The following is an 18,632-nucleotide window of genomic DNA, read 5'->3' on the forward strand; positions in this document are numbered from 1 at the left end:
CCGCCCCCACGCACCCCTCCGACCCCGCAGGCACGACCACCGGGAGCTCCGCCGCCATGAGCGACACGACCACGCCCGCCACCCCGCAGCCCGACCCGAACGACCCCCTCGCCCTCGCCGACCTCTTCACCGGCGGCGGCGAGCCCTGGCTGCCGCTCCTCAAGCCCGTCATCGAGGCCCGCCCGGACGCCGACCGGTTCATCGGACCGGGCCGCAGCCCGCAGGTCGTCCCGGTCCGCGAGCTCACCTTCCAGGCGCTCAAGCCCCACCCGCCGCACAAGTGGAAGGTCGTCGTCTTCGGACAGAACCCCTACCCGCGGCCGGAGAGCGCCACCGGCATCGCCATGTTCGACAACACGTTCAACGACTGGAAGGACAGCCAGTTCGGACGGGTCGTCAGCATCCGCTGCCTGATCAAGGCGGCGGCGATGTGGAAGTACGGCATCGTCAAGAAGACGCCCATCGCCGACGTCCGCGCCCTGCTGAAGGAGCGGGACACGGTCCAGCCGCCCGAGTGGTTCCAGGCCATGCTCACCCAGGGCGTCCTCCTCCTCAACGCCTCGCTGACCGCCAGCGCCGACGGCGCCATGGCCACCGACCAGCACACCGGCTTCTGGCGGCCCGTCGCCGAGCGGATCGTCGAGGAGATCCTCCGCGCCAAGCAGGACGCCGAGGACCCGGAGGACCGGGGCGTCGTCTTCGCCTGGTGGGGCGCGCACGCCCGCAGTCTGAAGCGGACCGTGCAGCGGCTGGAGAAGAAGTACCCGGGCGTCGAGGTCCGCCACCTCGACCACGCCAACCCGGCCGCCCAGGGCGACATCTTCTGCGACGGCGACCACCTCGCCACCGTCAACGACGCCCTGCTGTCCCTCGGCGCCGACCCCGTCGACTGGCTGCCCAGCAAGGGCTGGAACCAGCCCCCGGCCGGCGCGGGGAAGGCGGCGGACGCCACCGGCGGCGGGCCGGACGCCGACGTCGCCGCCCGGATGGGAGCCTTCATCGCCTCGACGATGGAGCTCCACCAGCTGTACCTGGAGCGGCTCACCAGCGTCCGCGACGAGGGCCACGTCCTGCCGCCGCTGACCGGCGTGTTCGACACCCCGCTGATGCCGTTCGACGAGGCCGTCGCCCCCGTCACCCGGGTGCTGCGCGGCCTCGGCGGGCACATCGACCGCTCCCGCGAGTTCGGCAAGCGGCGCGCCGACGAAGCGGCCGGCGCCGGGCTCTCCGCCGACGCCATCGCCGCGCTCTTCCTCTACACCTGCGAGTCCGGCTTCTACCGGAACATCAACGCCGTCCTCCGCTCCCCGGACCGCGCCCGCGTCGTCCCCTACCTGCCCTACCTGCGGCTGCTCTTCGCCGCGGTGGAGGCCCTCCCCACCCGCACCGAGCCGCTGTGGCGCGGCGTCGCCCTCGACCTGCGCGGCCAGTACCCGGTCGGCGAGACGGTCACCTGGTGGGGCGTCTCCTCCTGCACCTCCGAGCTGGGCGTCGCCCGCTCGTTCCTCGGCAGCCGCGGCAAGCGGACCCTCTTCGAGGTGACGCCCGCCCGCGCGGTGGGCATCCGCAGCTTCTCCGCCTTCACGGGCGAGGAGGAGTACATCCTGGCCCCCGGCACCCAGCTGGAGGTCACCGACGTGAAGGCCGAACGCGGCGGCCTGTGCACGGTGAAACTGCGGGAGGTGGACACCCGGCTGGTCTCCTGACGCGGCCGGCACCGACGGGCGCTCGCAGACCGTCACCTCTCTGGGCGAGGGACGCGGCGAGCGAGCGCCCGAACGGGCCCTGACCTCGCACTTTCCTTGGCCTGAACTATTGCAGGGAGTGACAGGTTCCGGAATGATCCCCCGCTGTGACCCTCTTCCTCGCCGTCGTTCTAGGCGCGTTCCTGTTCGTGCTCCACCGCCTCTTCCTCAAGCCGCGCAGGGCCGAGGCCTGGGTGGCGGAGCGTTTCGTCGCCACCGACTACGGGCTGCCGCCCCGTGAGGCCCTCGACGCCCGGCGGGCCGGCCCGCCCGCGCCGACGCACCGGGCGGAGGAGCGGCAGGCCGTCGCCGACGCAGCCTGGGGCGGGGACTGGACGTCTGCCGCGCGGTACGTCCGGGCGGCGGGGGAGGACTGGGACGAGCGCTGGGGACGGCTGGAGCTGCTGCAGCACGTGGCCCAGGAGGACGACGCCTGGCTCGACGCCTGGCGCGCCGCCGAGCCCGGTGACTGCGACGCGGCCACGCTCCACGCCAGTCTGATGGTCCACCGCGCCTGGGAGATCCGAGGCAGCGGCTACGCCCACGAGGTCCTGAGCTCGGACATGGACCGCTTCCGGGCCATGCTCCCGGCCGCGATCGAGGAGGCCCGGCAGGCCGCACTGCTGGACCCGGCCAACCCGGGTCCCTGGGTCGTCATGGTCACCGCCGCGCGCGGCGCCCAGTACCGACCCGCGCAGTTCAAGCCGCTCTGGGACGAACTCACCGCCCGCGCGCCCCACCACTACGAGGGGCACTGGCAGGCCCTCCAGTACTGGTGCGCCAAGTGGTTCGGCAGCGACCGGCGGATGATGCGGTTCGCCCGGCAGGCGGTCCGCAAGGCACCGCCGGGCAGCCCGCTCGCCGGGATCTACCTGCACGCCCTGGGCGAACTGAGGGCCCGGTCCGGCGCCGACAGGCTGCCCGCCACCCCCCTCGCGAGGATCATGCTGCAGCAGGTCGCCGCCTCGTTCGAGCGGGTCGCGCCCGACGACGAGCGCCTGCCGGCCCTGCGCCACCTCCTCGCGGACGCCATGCTCCGGTCCCTGATGTACGGCCCCGCCCTGGAGCAGTTCCGCCGGATCGGACCGTGGTGCGGGGCGCAGCCCTGGCGGAAGGACGGCGAGCCGGTCCTGGCCTTCGAACGGGCCCGCGGCACGGCGGCGAAGCTGTCCGGAGCCCGGCCCGTGCCCACGCCCCGGACGCACGGCATAGGCCACTGACCGACCGCGTCGGAGGCGGTTCAGCGGGGGGCCGGCGCCGCTTCCGACGCGGACAGGTCGCACAGGGCCTCGCGGTCCGGGCGTGCCGTCTTCGTCAACAGCGCCGCCACGTGCTTCTCGACCGTGCGGGGCGAGATGTACAGGCGGCCCGCGATCGCCTTGTTGCTGAGACGTTCCGCGAGCAGCTGGAAGACCTCGTACTCCCGGACCGTCACCCCCAGCGTCCGCAGCGGCGCCGGTATGCGGTCCGCGCCGCTGCGCCGCTGCCGGACCGGCGCGCCCGACTGGCGCAGCAGTGCCCGGCACGCCCCCGCCACGTCCGGCACGGCGGCGGCGTGGAAGTGCTCCTCGGCGCGGCGGAGCCAGCCCGCCGGATCGCCCCAGCCGTCCTCCAGCGCCGCCTCGGCGGTCAGCCGCAGCCCCAGGTGGAGCGTGGTCGGGTAGGGCGCGGCCAGCAGCTCCGCCTCGGCGACGGCCGCCGCGGCCGCCGCCCGGTCGTCCGAGCGGCCCAGCAGGACCGCGTGGGCCAGCAGCACGAACTGCCGGTTCCACCGCGTCCGGCCCGCCGAGGTGGCCGCGGCCCGCCGGTACTCGTCCCAGCCCGCCTCGCCCGCCAGCACGTCGAGCAGCAGCCGCAGCCCGTGCACCCCGCTGAGGTGGAACGTCGTCGGGCTGTCCCGCTCCTGGGCCCGCGCCCGGTCCAGCTCCGCCAGCGCCAGCGGCCGGTTCTCCTCCAGGAGCGCGCAGAAGGCCCGCGCCAGCCCGATGCAGAGCGGCTCCTCCTGGGAACCCGCCCCGTCCCAGCCGGTGAACTCCCGCAGCGCCCCCTCCATCGCCGCCCGGTCGCCCTGGTGCGCCGCCAGCGTCGCCCGGGTCATCAGCACGTACCGCACCACCGGCGCCAGCCTCAGCCGGACCGCGGTCGTCAGCAACTCGTCGCCCAGGCGCGCGGCCTCCTCGAACCGGCCGACCAGCACCGCCTGCAGGACCAGGATGGCGTCGATCGAGTACGCGATGGTCACCGCGCCCAGCCGCAGCGCCTCGTCCCGCGCCTGCTCCAGCGTGCGCGTCTCCCCGTCCGCCAGCCACTCGTTGCCGCCCATGCGCACCATCGCGTACGTCCGAGGGATCGGCATCCGGTGCTGTTCCGCGATCCGCCGGGCCCGTTCGAAGCACAGCCGCGCCTCGTCCAGGTCCCGCTCCCGGGCCAGCACCCCGAGCAGCTCCCACGCCTGGCAGGCCACCGCCGGCAGCGCGCCGGCGTCGGCCGCCGACACCGCGGCCCGGGCCAGCTTCTCCGCCGTCTCCGTGCGGTCCGGCCCCGGCGTGTCCAGGGCCAGATACGCGGCCACCACGTCGACCGCCGCCGTCTGCGCCGGATCCCGTACGGTCTCCAGGAGCGCTCTGGCCTCCGCGATCTGCGCGTTGCCGTCGGCCCAGCGGCCCGCCAGATGGGCCACCTTGGCGAGCCGGGTGTGCAGCACGGCGAGCCGGCCGGCCTCGACGCCCGCGCCGACGAGCTCGTGCAGGCCCTCCGCGCGCTCGAAGGCGCGGTCGAACTCGCCGCTCTCGGCCAGCGCCGGCAGCAGCGACTCCAGCACCTCGGCCCGGGCCACCCAGTCCTGGCGCCGCGCCAGCAGTTCGTCGGCGCCCAGCAGCAGCGACACGCCCGAGCCCACCGCCCCGTCCGCCAGCGCGCGCCGCCCCGCCTCCGAGAAGAGCCGCGCCGCCCCCACCTCGTCGCCCGCGTCACGGCGCAACGCGGCCACCAGCGGGCACCACTCCCCGGGCAGCCCCGGATGCAGCTCCTCGACGACCTCGGCGGCCCGCCCGGACAGCTTCGCCCGGTCGGTGGGGGTGAGCTGGGCGAGCAGCGCCTCGGCGGTGAGCGGATGCCGGAACGCGTACCAGTCGGGCGCCGGTTCGTCCGGCACCACCAGCTGGGCGGCCACCCCCGCGTGCAGCAGTCCGAGCAGGCCGTGGTCGTCGGTGTCGGACATCCGCTGGAGCACCGACAACGGGAAGCGGCGCCCGAGCACGGCCGCCGCCGACAGCAGCGTCCTGCCCTGCGGCCCCAGCCGGTCGGTGCGGTGCGCGATGCCCCGGACCAGCGTGCTCGGCACCTCGGTGCGCAGGGGGCCGACGACCTCCCAGGCGTCGCCCCGGTGGACCACCGTGCCGTGCCCGATCATGCCGTGGAGCAGTTCCTCGACGACGAACGGGTTGCCGGCGCTGGTGTCCCACAGCCGGCTCACGAGCTCGCCGGGTACCCGGTCCGCCGGGCAGTCCAGGCAGGAGGCGACCATCCGGGCGACCTCGGACCGGTCCAGCGGCCCCAGACCGAGCAGGGCGCCGGAGCGCCGCTGGGTGACCGAGTGCGCCAGGTCCAGGGCGGCGCACTGCTCGGCACGGGTGGTGGCGAGCAGCACCACCGGCAGGTGCTCCAGGTTGTCCACCAGGTACTCCAGGACCACCAGCGTCTCCGTGTCGGCGTCGTGCAGGTCCTCCAGGACGAGCAGCGCGCCGCGCTCCCTGGAGACCACCGACAGCAGCCGCAGCACCGCCTCCGCGAGGACCACGAGCGAACCGCCGTGCTGTGCCTCGCCCGCCCAGTCGGGGACCAGGCGCCCCAGCACCGGCCGGAACGGGCCGAGTTCGCCCTCGTCCCACGGCTCGCCGCCGCGGAAGAGCGACATCAGCGCCTCGGTGAGCGGCCGGAAGGGGACCATCGGGCCGATCGTGCTGCCCCGGCCGCGCAGCACCCGCATCCCGGCGGAGAACGCCCTGCCCGTCGCCTCGGCCGCCAGCCGCGATTTGCCGATGCCGCCGTCGCCGACCAGGAAGACCGTGCTGCCGCGCCGCTCGCGTACCGCGTCGAGGGCGCGCTCCAACTGGGCTGTTTCCGCGTCACGTCCGACGAGGAGAGGAGCTCGGGGATGCATGCCCGCGAATGTACCTGTTCATGCGGTCACACAAGCGACGCTGTGTCAGGTGTTCGTCACCCCCCGAAAGGAACGCGCCACCGCGGGACGGGCCCGGTACGCGGCGGCGGCCGCCCTCCGTCGGGGACGGAGAGCGGCCGCAGGCGGTGCCGGGAGGTTCAGCGGGGTTCAACGGGGTTCGGAGGGGTTCAGAGCGGGAGGATCGGCAGACTCACCGTGGTGTCGATGTCGTTGAGGATCGCCACCAGACCCGTACCGAGGGCGAGGCCCGCCAGGGCCCGGGCGCGGGCCGTGGCCCGGTCGCGTCCGGAGAGCGTGATCCGGCCGGCGGGCTCCGCCGTGCCGCCGGCCTCCGGCGCGTCGGCGGCCGTGGCGTCGAGCGCGGCGAGGGACTCACGGGAGGGCGTCTGCGGGTTCATGAAGATCCTTTCGCGGGTGCGGTGCGGTGCGATGGACGTGGGTGACATGCGGTCGTGCCGGTCGTGCTGGTGGTCGTACGGGGAGGGCGTGGTCAGCGCTCTCCCGGGGAGGGTTCGAGCAGGAGGACGGACGGGACGGCGTCGGGGAAGCCCAGCCGCAGCAGGGTGTGGCCGATGCCGGACAGTCCGGTGAGCAGTCCGGGCGAGGACACCCCGTCCGGGGTGGCGCAGCGCGGCCCGTACCGGTCGAGCGCGCCGAGCAGCAGCCCCGCCCGGTGGGTCAGCCGGCCGTCCGCCCCGGGAACGCCGTGGGCGGCGGCCGTGATCATCGCCTCCAGTGTGCCGAGTTCGCCGTGGCAGAGGCTGAAGTCGCCGAGAAACGGGCGCTCTTCGAGGAGCCGCGGCCACAGGCCGTCGGAAAACCCCGACGGGTCGACGTCGGCCTGCGCGGCGAGGAGCGTCCCGGCGAGCCCCGCGCACCAGCCGAAGTCGGTGCCGGAGGCGTGCGCGGGGGTGTCGCCGCGCGGGTCGGTCGCGTCCGGCGCCGGGCCGAGCAGGGCCCGCCCGGTGGCGGCGTGCGGGCCCTCCGGGGAGCCGCCGGTCGCCGTCGCGTGGCGCAGGAGGGCCCAGCCCACCCCGGCCCGCCCCCGGAGGAAGCCCTCCGGGAGGGCGGTGGTGGCCGTGAGGAGCCGGTCCGCGAACTCGGCCGCCAGCGCGGCGGCCTGCGGCAGACCCGTCTCCGCGTGCACCGCGTGCAGCGCCGCCAGGCCGCCGGCCAGCCCCGTGGCGACGTCCGCCGGTGGACCGGCCGGGTCGTCGGTACGGGCCGAGGCGGCCAGCGCCCGGAGCGCGAGCGGCAGCGACTCGGCCGGCCGGTCGTCGCCGAGCAGGGTGGACAGCCGGGCGAGGGCGTAACAGAGGCCGCCCAGGCCGTGGAAGCCGCCGGGTCCGACCGCACGGCTCAGCTCGGGGGCGTCGGCGAGCGCGCGCACCAGCCGCGGCATCGGGCGGACCGCCCGCGCCGCCAGCTCCGTGTACCGGCCGACGCCGGTCAGACGACCCAACTGGGCGAGGAACAGCGCCACTCCGGTGTAGCCGTCGGCGAGCCCGGCTCCCATCGGGGACACCGCCCAGTGGCTTCCGTCGACGAGCTCCAGGCCGATCCAGTTGGCGCGGGTGCCGTCGTGGAGCGCGTGCCCGACGATCTCGTCGGCGAGGCCGCAGGCCGCCGTGAGCAGCCGCCGGGCCTCGGGCACCGCGGCGGGCGCGGGCGGCAGCGGCGGGGCGTCGGCGCGGTGGGTGACCCGGTGTGCCCGGCGGGTGGCCAGCGTGGCGGTGACCAGCCACTCCTGCCGGTGCCGGTCCACCTCGCCCAGGGCGGAGACCTTCCGCTCGGCGGCGGCGAGCCCGGGCGCGGCCAGCAGACCCGGCAGCCGTACCCCGCGCGACGACCAGACGTCGGCGCCGTCGGGCCGGTGCGTGAAGACCGGCACGTCGCCGTCCCACAGGTCCTCGATCTCGTGCTCCACCAGTCGCCGCCGCACCGGATCGCCGGCGGACTCGGCGTACAGCAGGGAGAACAGTACGTCGCGGTCGACGGCGTCGCCGAGCACCTCGGGATGGGCCGCCTCGTCGAGGAGCGTCGCGTACAGTCGCGTCGCCCGCCCCACCAGGCGCGCCGGAGCCGCGCCCAGGGCGGCCAACGGACCGTCGGTGGCCAGGAGTTCCGCCCGGTGCGCGACCAGGGTGTCGTACCCGGCCCGGAACCCGGAGAGCAGCGCCGCCTCGTACGCGCCCGGGTCCACCTCCCGGCCGTCCAGCGACGGACGGTTGGGGCTCGCCGCGTACGGGGCGCGCCGGCGGACCAGACGCATCGTGTCGGTGCCCGCGTCCGCCCAGCCGACCAGGTCGGTGGGGGAGAGCTCGGCCCGGCCGCCGCCGACGGCCGAGATGTCCAGCGCCCCGTGCTCGCCGATCAGCAACTGCGGGAGCAGGCACGTCCGGTGGACGGAGGAGGCGAGGGCGGCCGCGGCCGGGTCGGGACCCGCCGTGGCCGCCACCGGGACCGAGGGGTGCAGCAGCGTCTCCACGTCGACCGGCACCGGCTGGTCGCCGCACGCCACCAGGTTCTCGTGGTGCATGTCGACCCCGTCCACCGCGTACAGCAGCGCCAGGAGCGCGCCCTGCCGCCGGTAGAACCGGTCGAGCTCGGCGACCGACCGGCAGGGCCGGCCGGCGATGAACTCCAGCCAGCCGTAGCCGTCCCGGCGCACGGTCCGCGCCGTGCGCGGCCCGAGGCCGGGCAGCCGGGCGCCGAGCCAGGCCACCAGCCGGTCGAAGGAGCCGTGCTGGTCGAGCGGGCGCGGCTTGTACACCACCGTGCGGCCGTCGGCGAAGCGGAGCAGCGCGACCGCGCGCCCCCGCTGATGGGTGTCCCCGTGGCCCAGGTCGAGCACGGCGAGCGCACCGGGGTCGACCCCGTCGAGCAGGTCCGCCACGAGCGCGGCCCGGTCGGCGGCGAACCGCCCCAGCAGTTCCGCCGCGGCGTCGACGGCGTGCACGCACTCCGTGCCGAGCAGCCGCGCCAGGACCGGATACCGGCCGAAGAGCGCGGCCAGGCCGTCGCGGGTGCCCAGTTCCGCCGCGAAGCAGGCGAACCGCCGCCGGGGCGTGGCGCCGGACAGCCGACCCTCGGCGCGGGCCCGGTGCAGTTCGAGGACCAGGGTGCGCGCCGCCGTCCGCACCAGCCGCAGTCCGAGCCGCCGCTCGAACCGCTCCCGTACGGACTCCGGGTCGGCCGAACCGGACAGACCCGGCAGCTCTCCCGTCCGCACCGCCAGGGCACGGCCCGCCGCCCGCGTCAGCGGTGCGAGCGCCTCGGCGAACGCGGTCTGCCAGGGCTCCGCGTCCGCGACGGGGCCGGCCGCCCGCCCGCCGGTGCCGTCGTACGGCTCCGGGCTCTCGTACGCCTCCGATCGCGGCGCCGCCGACGCCAGGGCGCGCTCCACGAACTCCGCCCACGCGGGGTGTCCGGCCCGGGCGGCCAGCCGCTCGACCGGCTCCGCCACCAGGGCGGCGGCCGTCGGCAGGTCGGTGCCGAGGGCGGCCAGCCGGGCAGGGAACGTCTCGTCCTGGCCCAGCGCCGTCACCCGGTCCGCCAGCCGCGCCGCCGCGGCGCCGGCCGGGTCGGCGGTCGGCCCGCCGGGTGCCGCGAGCCGCTCCCGCAGATGGAGGGCGGGCGCCCACCAGCCCGGGGCCAGGCCCGTCGCGGTGTCGTGTGTGGAGGTCGTGAGGGTCACGTGGACAACGGTGGCAGCGGGAGCACCGTACCCACATGGGGGCAACGCCCCCATGTTTTGCTCCGCGTCCCCCACCCGCCGCCGTCCACCCGCGCGCCCCCGCCGCACCCCGCCCTCCTCGCCACCGCCCCGACCGCCCCGGGCCCCGTCCCGCTCCCTCACCGAAGGGTGCCGGCGGGCGCCGCCGGCCCGCGGCGGCCCGCCGCCCGGTCCTCTCCGGCACCCGTCGCGGGCCTCCGCCAAATCTGGGGGCGGCCGACCCATGCGGGGGGCGCCCACCCCTTCCGACCATGGGTGACGCCACGACCGACCAGCAGAGGGGGAACCATGACCGAGACCACCGGGACCGACCAGTTCGGCGGACTCCTGCGCGCCCACCGCCGGCGCAGAGGCATGACGCAGCAGCAGATGGCGGACCTGGCCACGCTCAGCGTCCGCGCGATACGCGACCTGGAGAGCGGGCGCGCCCGCCGCCCCCGGCAGGAGACCGTCCGGCTGCTCGCCGACGTCCTGCGGCTCACCGGCACCACGCGCGAGGCGTTCGACGCCGCGGCGCGCGACCACCTTCCGGCGGAGGACGCCCACCGCACCGGCCCCGTCGCCGGCGACCTGCCCGTCCTGCTCGGCACCACCGTGGGCCGCGAGCACGAACTGCACTCGCTCGTCGAGCTGCTGACGGTGGACCGGCAGCGCCTGGTGAGCGTCGTCGGCCTGGGCGGCGTCGGCAAGACCCGGCTCGTACGGGAGGCGGCGGGCGTCCTGCGCGACGTGCACGGCTGGCGGGTGCTCTGGGTCCCGGCCGCCGGCCTCTCGCCCGGCCTGCGGGAGCTGCGGCGGCTCGCACCGGACGCGACCGCCGGCGGGGACGGCCACGGGGGTGGCCGCGGAGACGACGTCCTGCTCGTCCTCGACGGACTCCGGCACGGAGCCGACGGCGCCGGCGTCCACCGCCTCCTCGAACGCGGGCCCGGCCTGCGTATCGTCGTCACCGCCGCCGCCCCGTCCCGGTTCGCCGGCGAGCAGGTCATGCCGATCGCCCCGCTGCCCGTCCCCGGGCGGGCCCTCGACCACGATCCCGACGCGCTCGCCGAGTACGCCGCCGTCCGGCTCTTCCTGTCCCACCTGCGGCGCCTGCGGCCGTACGCCCCCCGCCCCGCCGCGACGGCCGCCGTCGCCGAGCTGTGCCGCGCGCTCGACGGCGTCCCCGGCGCGCTGGAGACCACGGCCGCCTGGGGGCTCGTCCACGCGCCGGAGGAACTGCTGCACCACCTCGCCCGGGACCCCGAGTGCTTCGCGGCGCCGCCCGCCGTCTGGGGTTCCGGCCCCGGGGGCGGCACCGGAGCCGTACGGCGCGGCCTCGCCGTGCTGGGAGCGCCGCTGCGGGAACGCCTGTCCGTCCTGGCCGCGCTGCCCGAGAGCTGGACCCTGGAGGAGGCCGCGCTGCTCACCGGCGCGTCCCTCGCCGACACCGCCGCCACCGTCCACGGCCTGCTGGTCCACGGCCTGGTCCGCACCGCCGACGAGGACGGCAGGGACCGCTTCCGCCTCCTGCGCCGGGTCCGGTCCGCCCTCGCGGGCCGCTCCGGCGGCGGGTACGGGCCGGCGGTGCACGACCGGCTCCCGGAGACCGCCGTCGCCTGAATTCCCGTCGCCTTTCTGCCGGACACCTGCCGCCCGGACTTCCGGCCGCGCCCCGGGGCGCCCCCTACGTTGAACACACGCCCCGCACGGCGGAGAGACACCGAGGAACTTCCCCAGGGACGCGCGAGAAGCGCGCGCCGCATCCCGGGAATTCCGACCGGGAAACGCCGGGCACACGCCTGACGGTCGCCTCCGGCACGCCGATCCGGAGAACGACCGGGAATCGCGGGCGAAAGGACCTCATCCGTCATGTCGAACGAAGGCAGGCTATGGAAGTGGGCACCCCGGCATCCCCGGTCACCCCGGCATCCCCGGTCACCCGGGCCGTCCCGATCACCCGGGCCGTCCCGATCACCCCGGCCGTCCAAGTCCCCCCGGCCGGCCCGGTCGTCCCGGTCACCCCGGCACCGACCCCGACCGCGCCGCCGGCGCCGGACTCCGGCCTCAAGGTGATCGTCTCCAGCGTCGCGTCGGACGCGCACACCTGGAACCTCGTCTTCCTGCAACTGCTCCTCGAAGAGCTGGGTCACCGGGTCGCGAACCTCGGGGCGTGCGTGCCCGACGAGCTGCTGGTGCGGGAGTGCCGGCGTCAGCGCCCGGACCTGATCGTGATCAGCAGCGTCAACGGGCACGGCGCCAACGACGGCCGACGCGTCGTCAGGGAGCTGCGCGGCCACCCGGAGACGGCCGCCATCCCGGTCGTGATCGGCGGGAAGCTCGGCATCGGCGGCGCCGGGAGCACCGAGCACGCGAGCCTGCTGGACGCGGGTTTCGACGCCGTCTTCGAGGACGGCGCGGGCCTGGCGTCGTTCGGGTCCTTCCTGAGAAGCCTTCCCGCGGGCGTGACCGCATGACCGCACCCGTCCACCCCGCCCCGGCGGCCGCCCCGGCGCCGCCCGCCGGCTCCTTCGGCGCCTTCGTCGCCGCCGCCCGGCAGGCCGGCCGGCTCGTCGTCCAGCCCCGCATGGGCATGAGCGACCCGCGCGCCATGCGGGCCGGCCTCGCCGCCACCCGGGCCGCCGACGCCACCACCGTCGGCACCGTCACCCTCGACAGCTACACCCGCGTCGGCGACCAGGCCGCGGCGCGCCGCGCGCTCGCCGACGGCGTCCCGCTCAACGGCTACCCCCTCGTCACCTACGACACCGCCGTCACCCGGTCCGTCCTCCACGGCATCCAGGACCACGACTTCCCCGTGCAGGTGCGGCACGGCTCCGCCGCCCCGCAGGACATCGTCGCGGCGCTGCTCCGCGCAGGACTCGACGCCACCGAGGGCGGCCCGGTCTCGTACTGCCTGCCCTACGGGCGTACCCCGCTGACCGCCTCCGTCGAGAACTGGGCCCGCAGCTGCGAGCTGCTCGCCAGGGCCCGCGACCACGGCGCCGAACCCCACATGGAGACCTTCGGCGGCTGCATGATGGGCCAGCTGTGCCCGCCCGGCCTGCTCGTGGCGCTCAGCGTCCTGGAGGCGCTGTTCTTCGCCCAGCACGGTCTGCGCAGCGTGTCCCTCAGCTACGCCCAGCAGACCGACCCCGGGCAGGACGAGGAGGCGCTGCACGCCCTGCGCCGGCTGGCGGAGGAGCTGCTGCCCGGCCTCGACTGGCACATCGTCGTCTACACGTACATGGGCGTCTATCCGCGCACCCCCGGCGGCGCCCGGCTCCTCCTGGAGGACTCGGCCCGGCTCGCCGTCCGCACCGGCGCCGCCCGGCTCATCGTGAAGACCGCAGCCGAGGCGCACCGCATCCCGACCGTGGCGGAGAACGTCGCCGCCCTGGAGGCCGCGGCCCGCGCCGCCGAGGCGGAGCGCGACCGCGCCCTGCCGCCCGCCGCGGAACCGGCGCCGGGGCCGGTCCCCGACACCGGCGTCCACGCCGAGGCGTCCGCCCTCGTGCAGGCCGTCCTGGAGCTCTCCCCGGATCTCGGCCGGGCCCTGCCGCGGGCGTTCGCGCGGGGCTACCTCGACGTCCCCTACTGCCTCCACCCCGACAACGCCCAGCGCAGCCGCAGCTACCTCGACACCGACGGACGGCTGCGCTGGTCCGCCGTCGGAAGCATGCCGCTCGGCGGCGTCGCGGCGCCCGCCCGGGCGCCGCGCCTGACCTCCGGAGGGCTGCTCACGGCCCTCCGCCACGTGGAGCGGCGCTCCGACGCCGCCGCCCTCGACCCCTCGCCCGCCCACCGGCCCCTCGACGACGGGCACCGCCCGCCGGCCCGCGAGCCCCTTCCCGAAGAAGGACGGTAGACGCCCATGCTCCCCCTCACCGACCCGACGGCCGCACCCGCGACCACGGACCGGCTGCCCGGCACCCCGGTGCACCACCTGACCCACCCGACGACCCGCGCCGTCATCCGGCTCCAGAACGGCATGCTCACCGCCGCCCGCGGCTTCCTGCGCGCGCACGGGTTCACCGAGATGCTGCCGCCGATGATCGGCCCGGTCACCGACCCCGGCGTGCGCGGCTCCAAGCAGGTCGACGTCGACTACTACGGCCACCGCTACAAGCTCATGACCAGCGCCATCCTCTACAAGCAGGCGTCCCTGCTCGCCTTCGACAAGATCTTCTGCATCGCGCCCTGCGTGCGGCTGGAACCCCTGGAGACCGCGAACACCAGCCGCCACCTCGCCGAGTTCCACCAGATCGACGTCGAGGTCGCCGGCGCCTCCCGCGAGGAGATCACCCGGCTCGGCGAGGACCTGGTGCGGCACATCGTCCGCGAGACCGTCGCCCACCACGCCGAGGAGTTCGAGGCCCTCGGCCGCGACACCGGCGCCTTCACCGAACTGCTGGGCGAGCCCTTCGGCCACCGCACCCACGCCGAGGCCGTCGCCGAACTGCGCGCCCTCGGCCACGAGCAGAGCGCCGACGCCGAGATCGACTGGCACGGCGAGGCCCTGCTCTCCGCCAAGTCCGGCCGCCCCTTCTTCGTCACCGACTACCCCAAGGGCTCCCGCGGCTTCTACGACCGCGAGAGCCGGGACGAGCCCGGCACCCTCCGCAACTTCGACATCCTCGCCCCCGAGGGCTACGGCGAACTGTGCAGCGGCAGCGAGCGGGAGTTCGAGTACGCCCGGATCGTCGCCCGCATGCGGGAGACCGGCGAGAACCCGGCCAAGTACGGCTGGTACCTCCAGATGGTCCGCGACGGCATCCCGGACAGCGCCGGATTCGGCATCGGCCTGGAGCGCTTCACCCGCTACCTCGCCGGCCTCGACGCCGTGTGGCAGGCCAGCGCCTACCCGAAGGTCCCGGGAGTGGTGGCCCCGTGAGCCCCCGACCCGCCACGGAGACCGCGCAGGGCCCGCACGGCCCCGGCCTCGTGGCCGCCGGCTTCCCCGCCGACGCCGTGCGCGACCGGGCCCGCCGCGGCACCGCCGCCCTCTTCCCGCCCGGAGAGTCGTACGGGCGGACCCTGTTCGGTGCCGCCCGACCGGGCGCCGCCGCGCCCGGGACCGACCTCCTGGACGAACTCCGCCTGGTGCCGCCCGTCTTCATGCCGCGCCGCCTGGAGAAGCTGATCGACCTCGCCCGCGAGCCCCTCCACCACGACGTGCACCTCGCCACCGCCGTCGGCGCCCTCCGCTCCCCGCTGCCCGCGTACCTCTCCGCCTTCGGCTCCACCCAGGTGGCCAGCGCCGACCTCGGCACCGCCGCCAGCCGGCAGGCCGGCCGGCTCGGCCTGCCCATGGTGATCGGCGAGAACGTCATCCCCGTCAACGGCTACGGCCGGCTCGGCACCCCGCCGTCCGGCGACCCCGGACGCTCCCTGCTCGGCCGCGTCCGCGCCTACCTCGACGAATTGCCCGACGGCTCGGGCGGCATCGCCGTCCAGCAGAGCACCGAGGACGCCGACGCCGAGGTGTGGAACCTCGTCTACAGCGACCCCTCGGCCCGGCCCCTGCTCGACACGGGCCGGCTCGCCTTCGAGCTGAAGGTGGGCCAGGGCGCCAAACCGGGACTCGGCGGCATGACCGTCCTGGACCGCGCCGCCGCCGCCCGCGTCGCCGAGCAGTACGCTGTCGACGACGTCCTCGGCGGCGACGGGCGGGTCCTGCGGTGCAGCAGCCCCGGCACCTTCACCGAGGAGATCCTGCGCCAGCAGATCCGCCTGATGCGCAACAACTTCCCTCGCGCCCGCGTGTGGGTGAAGCTCCACCCCGGCCGCGACATCGGGGAGGCCGCCGCCGTCGCCTGGGCGGCCGGTGCCGACGCCGTCACCGTCGACGGCGCCGAGGGCGGCACCGGATGGGCCCCGCTCGGGTTCCTCGACGGAGTCGGCCTGCCGCTCGGCGAGTGCCTGCGCCGCGTCGGCCCACCGGCCGGCGCGCTCCTCGCCTCCGGCCGGATGTGGGAGGGCACCCGCGCGGCCAAGGCGCTCGCGCTCGGCGCCACCGCCGTCGGCCTCGGACGGGCCGCGCTCCTCGCCGTCGAGGAGGACCCCGAGCAGGGCCTCGTCCGCCTCGTGGAAGCCCTCGCCCTCGAACTGCGCCTGCTCGTCAGCGCGCTGGGCAAGTACCGGGCCGACGCGCTCGCCCACGAGGACCTGTGGGCGCCCGGGGCGGCCCTGCCGTCCCCCGCCGCCGCGCTCGCCGCACCGCTGGGCGACCGGCCGTGAGCGGAAGCATGGCCACCGGCCCGGCGCCCGCCACCACCCGGCCGGCGGACGCCCGGCTCACCGACGGCGGCTACCTGGGCTTCGTCCTCGCCATGGGACTGTCCGCGCTCGGCGACGCCGCCTGGTACGTGACGCTCGCCTGGACGGTCACCGCCGACACCGGCCCGGCACGGGCGGGCGCGGTCCTCGCGCTCGCCTCCCTGCCGCGCCTGGTGACCCTGCTCGGCGCGGGCGCCCTCGTCGACAGTGCCGGCCCCCGCCGGGTCATGGTCGGCGCCGACCTCGCCCGCTGCGCGGTCATGGCGCTCGCCGCCGCCGGAGCGCTCGCCCTCGGCCCCGGGGTGCCGCTGCTGGTGGCGGCCGCGGCCGGACTCGCGCTGTTCGGCGCGTTCTTCATCCCGGCCTCCGGCGCACTGCGCGCCGGACTGCTGCCCGAACGCCACCTCGTCCGCGGCAACGCCCTCTACCTGGGCGCCCTCCGCGGCGGCCAGGCCGCCGGCGGACCCCTCGGCGGCGTGCTGACGGCCCTCGGCGGCATCCCGCTCGTCGCCGCCGTCAACGCGGTGACGTACGCGGTGTCGGCCCTCGCCGTCTTCCGCGTACGGACCCGGCGGGAACGGGCCGCCGCGCGGGCGGAGCCCGTACCCGACGAGGAACCGGGCACCGCCGCGCCGCAGCCCTCCCTGGCCGCCCGCATCGGGGAGGGGCTGCGGGCCGTGGCCGCCGCGCCCCGGCTCAGGGCCGTGATCACCGTGATCGGACTCACCGAGTTCGCCGGGGCGGGGCCGATCAACATCGGCGTGGCCCTCATGGCGAACCGGAACGGCTCGGCCGCCGCGGGCGCCGGCCTCCTGCTCACCGCCTTCACCGTCGGCGCCGCCGCCGGATTCCTGCTGTCGCTCGTGTGGCCCGCCCGGCGCCGCGCGGGGCTCGTCCTCGCCCTCGGCACCGCGGGACAGACCCTCTCCCTGGCGGCCCTCGCCTGGGCCCCGACGACGGCCGCCGCCCTCGCCCCGTACGCCGGCCTGGGACTCGTCTCGGCGCTCGTCGGCACCGTCCTCGTCTCCTGCGTCCAGCGCTGGGCGCCCGAGGCGGTACGCGGCCGGGTCGTCTCCATCCAGGCCCTCCTCATCTTCGGCGCCGCGCCCCTCGGCAACCTCGTCATCGGGGTGCTCGTCGCCTGGGCCGGCATGACCTGGGCGCTGCTGCTGCACGCGCTGGTCGCCCTCACCGCCCTCGGCACGGTCCTCCTCGTCCCGCTGCTCAGGGAGGCCCGCCTTGACTGACCCCGGCCCCCCGGCCCCGTACCCCCCGGGCCTCCAGGACCGGCCCGTCGCCGAACTGGCCCGGAGCCTGCGCTCCTCCGCCCTCACCAGCACGGACCTGGTCACGGCCTGCCTGGACCGGATCACCACCGCCGACCCGGTGGTCCGGGCCGTCCTCGCCGTCGACGACACCGCCCCCGCGCAGGCCCGCGCCGCCGACCTCCGCCACGCCCGGGGCGCCGCCCTCGGCCCCCTCGACGGCATCCCCGTCCTCCTCAAGGACAACATCGACACGGCGGGACTCGCCTCCACCGCGGGGTCCCGGCTGCTGGCCGGGACCCCGCCCGCGCGGGACGCGGAGGTCGTCACCCGGCTGCGCGCGGCCGGGGCCGTCGTCCTCGGCAAGACGAACCTCACCGAATGGGGCAACTTCCGCTCCACCCGCAGCATCGAGGGCTGGTCCGCCGTCGGCGGCCAGACCCGCAACCCGTACGCCCCCGCGCACAGCCCCTGGGGCTCCTCCGCCGGCTCGGCGGCCGCCGTGGCGGCCGGCATGGCCCCGCTCGCCCTCGGCACCGAGACGGACGGCTCGCTCGTCTGCCCGGCCGGCGTCTGCGGCGTGGCCGCGATCAAACCGGCGCCCGGCACCCTGCCGACCGCCGGGGTCGTGCCCATCTCCACCGTGCAGGACACCCTCGGCCCGCTGGCCCCCCGGCTGGCGGACGCGGCGCTCTGCCTCGCGGTCCTCACCGGCCGTCCCCTGCCCGCCGCACCGGCCCCGCCCAGGACCGTCCGGATGGGCCTGTGGCACGTCAAGGGCATGGCCCCCGACGCCCAGGAGCTCGCCGAACGCCTCGCCGACCGGCTCCGCGCCGCGGGCGCCACCGTCGTCCCCGTCGAGATCACCCTGCCCCGGGACATGCTCGTCGACGGACTCGACGCGCTCTGCGCCGAGTTCCGGCCCTCGCTGGAGCGGTACCTGAGAGGCCGGCCCGGCGCGCCCGCCACGCTGGACGAGGTCATCGCGGCCAACCGCCGGGACCCCGTCGAACTCACCCTCTTCGGGCAGGAGCTGCTGGAGCGGTGCGCCGAACTCACGGACGGGGACCGGGCGCTCGCCCCGGCCCTCCGCCGCCGCTCCCGGCGACGGGCCCGCGCCCTCATCGACACGGCCCTGGCCGCGTACGGCGTGGACGTCCTGATGGCCGCGACCAGCGGCCCGGCCTGGCGCATCGACGACGGCCCCGACCCGTTCACCCGGACCAGCTCCACCCTCCCGGCCCTGGCCGGCCGGCCCGTCGTCGCCGTTCCCGCCGGATTCCGCGGCGAACTCCCCATCGGCGTCTCGCTGTTCGGCCCGCCCGCGCTGGAGGAGCTGCTGCCCGCCGCGCTCCTGGCCGAAAGGCACGGCGAGGGGCCCCGCACACCGGCAGTTCCGCCGCGCGTTCCGTCTCCCCGCAGCCGTCGGTAACTGCCGATGGGCT

At 76.4% G+C, this 18,632-nt stretch carries 12 protein-coding genes; 9 read left to right on the plus strand and 3 right to left on the minus strand.

All coding sequences use genetic code 11. From position 1 onward, the window contains the following. Window positions 1-56 precede the first annotated feature (56 nt). Together ABFY03_RS35755 and ABFY03_RS35760 are read left to right on the plus strand one after the other, a co-directional pair. Window positions 57-1,706: an ADP-ribosyltransferase domain-containing protein gene (locus ABFY03_RS35755; protein ID WP_346171949.1), complete on the plus strand. Its 1,650-nt coding sequence runs from the start codon at window positions 57-59 to the stop codon at window positions 1,704-1,706. A gap of 146 nt (window positions 1,707-1,852) precedes the next feature. Continuing rightward, a complete protein-coding gene (locus ABFY03_RS35760; RefSeq protein ID WP_346171950.1) occupies window positions 1,853-2,965 on the plus strand; it encodes a hypothetical protein in 1,113 nt (370 codons plus the stop codon). A gap of 20 nt (window positions 2,966-2,985) precedes the next feature. On the opposite strand, the gene ABFY03_RS35765 is transcribed toward ABFY03_RS35760, so the two are convergent. The 3 genes from ABFY03_RS35765 to ABFY03_RS35775 all read right to left on the minus strand — a co-directional run bounded on the left by ABFY03_RS35765 (window position 2,986) and on the right by ABFY03_RS35775 (window position 9,625). Further along, on the minus strand, window positions 2,986-5,907 hold the full coding sequence (locus ABFY03_RS35765; RefSeq protein ID WP_346171951.1) for a helix-turn-helix transcriptional regulator: 2,922 nt from the start codon (window positions 5,905-5,907) through the stop codon (window positions 2,986-2,988). 188 nt (window positions 5,908-6,095) lie between these two features. Next, window positions 6,096-6,326 (minus strand): hypothetical protein, encoded by a 231-nt coding sequence (locus tag ABFY03_RS35770; protein ID WP_346171952.1) that lies wholly within the window; start codon window positions 6,324-6,326, stop codon window positions 6,096-6,098. Window positions 6,327-6,418: 92 nt separating this feature from the next. After that, entirely contained in the window at window positions 6,419-9,625 is a 3,207-nt protein-coding gene (locus ABFY03_RS35775) for a type 2 lanthipeptide synthetase LanM family protein (RefSeq protein WP_346171953.1), read from the minus strand. Between the two features lie 327 nt (window positions 9,626-9,952). Here ABFY03_RS35775 and ABFY03_RS35780 point away from each other — a divergent pair, with 327 nt between their 5' ends. The 7 genes from ABFY03_RS35780 to ABFY03_RS35810 all read left to right on the plus strand — a co-directional run bounded on the left by ABFY03_RS35780 (window position 9,953) and on the right by ABFY03_RS35810 (window position 18,619). Continuing rightward, a complete protein-coding gene (locus ABFY03_RS35780) occupies window positions 9,953-11,266 on the plus strand; it encodes a helix-turn-helix transcriptional regulator (RefSeq protein ID WP_319007723.1) in 1,314 nt (437 codons plus the stop codon). A gap of 275 nt (window positions 11,267-11,541) precedes the next feature. Then, window positions 11,542-12,120, plus strand: a complete 579-nt coding sequence (locus tag ABFY03_RS35785) for a cobalamin B12-binding domain-containing protein (protein WP_346171954.1) — start codon at window positions 11,542-11,544, stop codon at window positions 12,118-12,120. Next, complete coding sequence (locus ABFY03_RS35790; RefSeq protein ID WP_319007722.1) at window positions 12,117-13,511, plus strand: methylaspartate mutase; 1,395 nt, start codon at window positions 12,117-12,119, stop codon at window positions 13,509-13,511. Before ABFY03_RS35785 ends, ABFY03_RS35790 begins: the two co-directional genes overlap by 4 nt. 6 nt (window positions 13,512-13,517) lie before the next feature. Further along, window positions 13,518-14,537: an asparagine synthetase A gene (locus ABFY03_RS35795; protein WP_319007721.1), complete on the plus strand. Its 1,020-nt coding sequence runs from the start codon at window positions 13,518-13,520 to the stop codon at window positions 14,535-14,537. Next, complete coding sequence (locus ABFY03_RS35800) at window positions 14,534-15,883, plus strand: glutamate synthase-related protein (RefSeq protein WP_346171955.1); 1,350 nt, start codon at window positions 14,534-14,536, stop codon at window positions 15,881-15,883. The genes ABFY03_RS35795 and ABFY03_RS35800 overlap by 4 nt, the downstream gene beginning before the upstream one ends. Beyond that, the gene (locus tag ABFY03_RS35805; RefSeq protein WP_346171956.1) at window positions 15,880-17,169 is read left to right on the plus strand and encodes an MFS transporter; all 1,290 of its coding nucleotides are present in this window, start codon (window positions 15,880-15,882) and stop codon (window positions 17,167-17,169) included. Before ABFY03_RS35800 ends, ABFY03_RS35805 begins: the two co-directional genes overlap by 4 nt. After that, window positions 17,162-18,619 (plus strand): amidase family protein, encoded by a 1,458-nt coding sequence (locus ABFY03_RS35810; RefSeq protein WP_346171957.1) that lies wholly within the window; start codon window positions 17,162-17,164, stop codon window positions 18,617-18,619. The genes ABFY03_RS35805 and ABFY03_RS35810 overlap by 8 nt, the downstream gene beginning before the upstream one ends. Window positions 18,620-18,632: the final 13 nt, after the last annotated feature.

Origin of the sequence: Streptomyces roseofulvus (assembly GCF_039534915.1) — a bacterium.
GTDB lineage: Bacteria > Actinomycetota > Actinomycetes > Streptomycetales > Streptomycetaceae > Streptomyces > Streptomyces roseofulvus.

Excerpts from the sequence above, each read along its gene's own strand:
- ABFY03_RS35790 (WP_319007722.1), top strand. The coding sequence starts at position 12,117 with ATGACCGCACCCGTCCACCCCGCCCCGGCGGCCGCCCCGGCGCCGCCC.
- ABFY03_RS35755 (WP_346171949.1), top strand. The coding sequence starts at position 57 with ATGAGCGACACGACCACGCCCGCCACCCCGCAGCCCGACCCGAACGAC.
- ABFY03_RS35765 (WP_346171951.1), bottom strand. The coding sequence starts at position 5,907 with ATGCATCCCCGAGCTCCTCTCCTCGTCGGACGTGACGCGGAAACAGCC.
- ABFY03_RS35780 (WP_319007723.1), top strand. The coding sequence starts at position 9,953 with ATGACCGAGACCACCGGGACCGACCAGTTCGGCGGACTCCTGCGCGCC.
- ABFY03_RS35795 (WP_319007721.1), top strand. The coding sequence starts at position 13,518 with ATGCTCCCCCTCACCGACCCGACGGCCGCACCCGCGACCACGGACCGG.
- ABFY03_RS35770 (WP_346171952.1), bottom strand. The coding sequence starts at position 6,326 with ATGAACCCGCAGACGCCCTCCCGTGAGTCCCTCGCCGCGCTCGACGCC.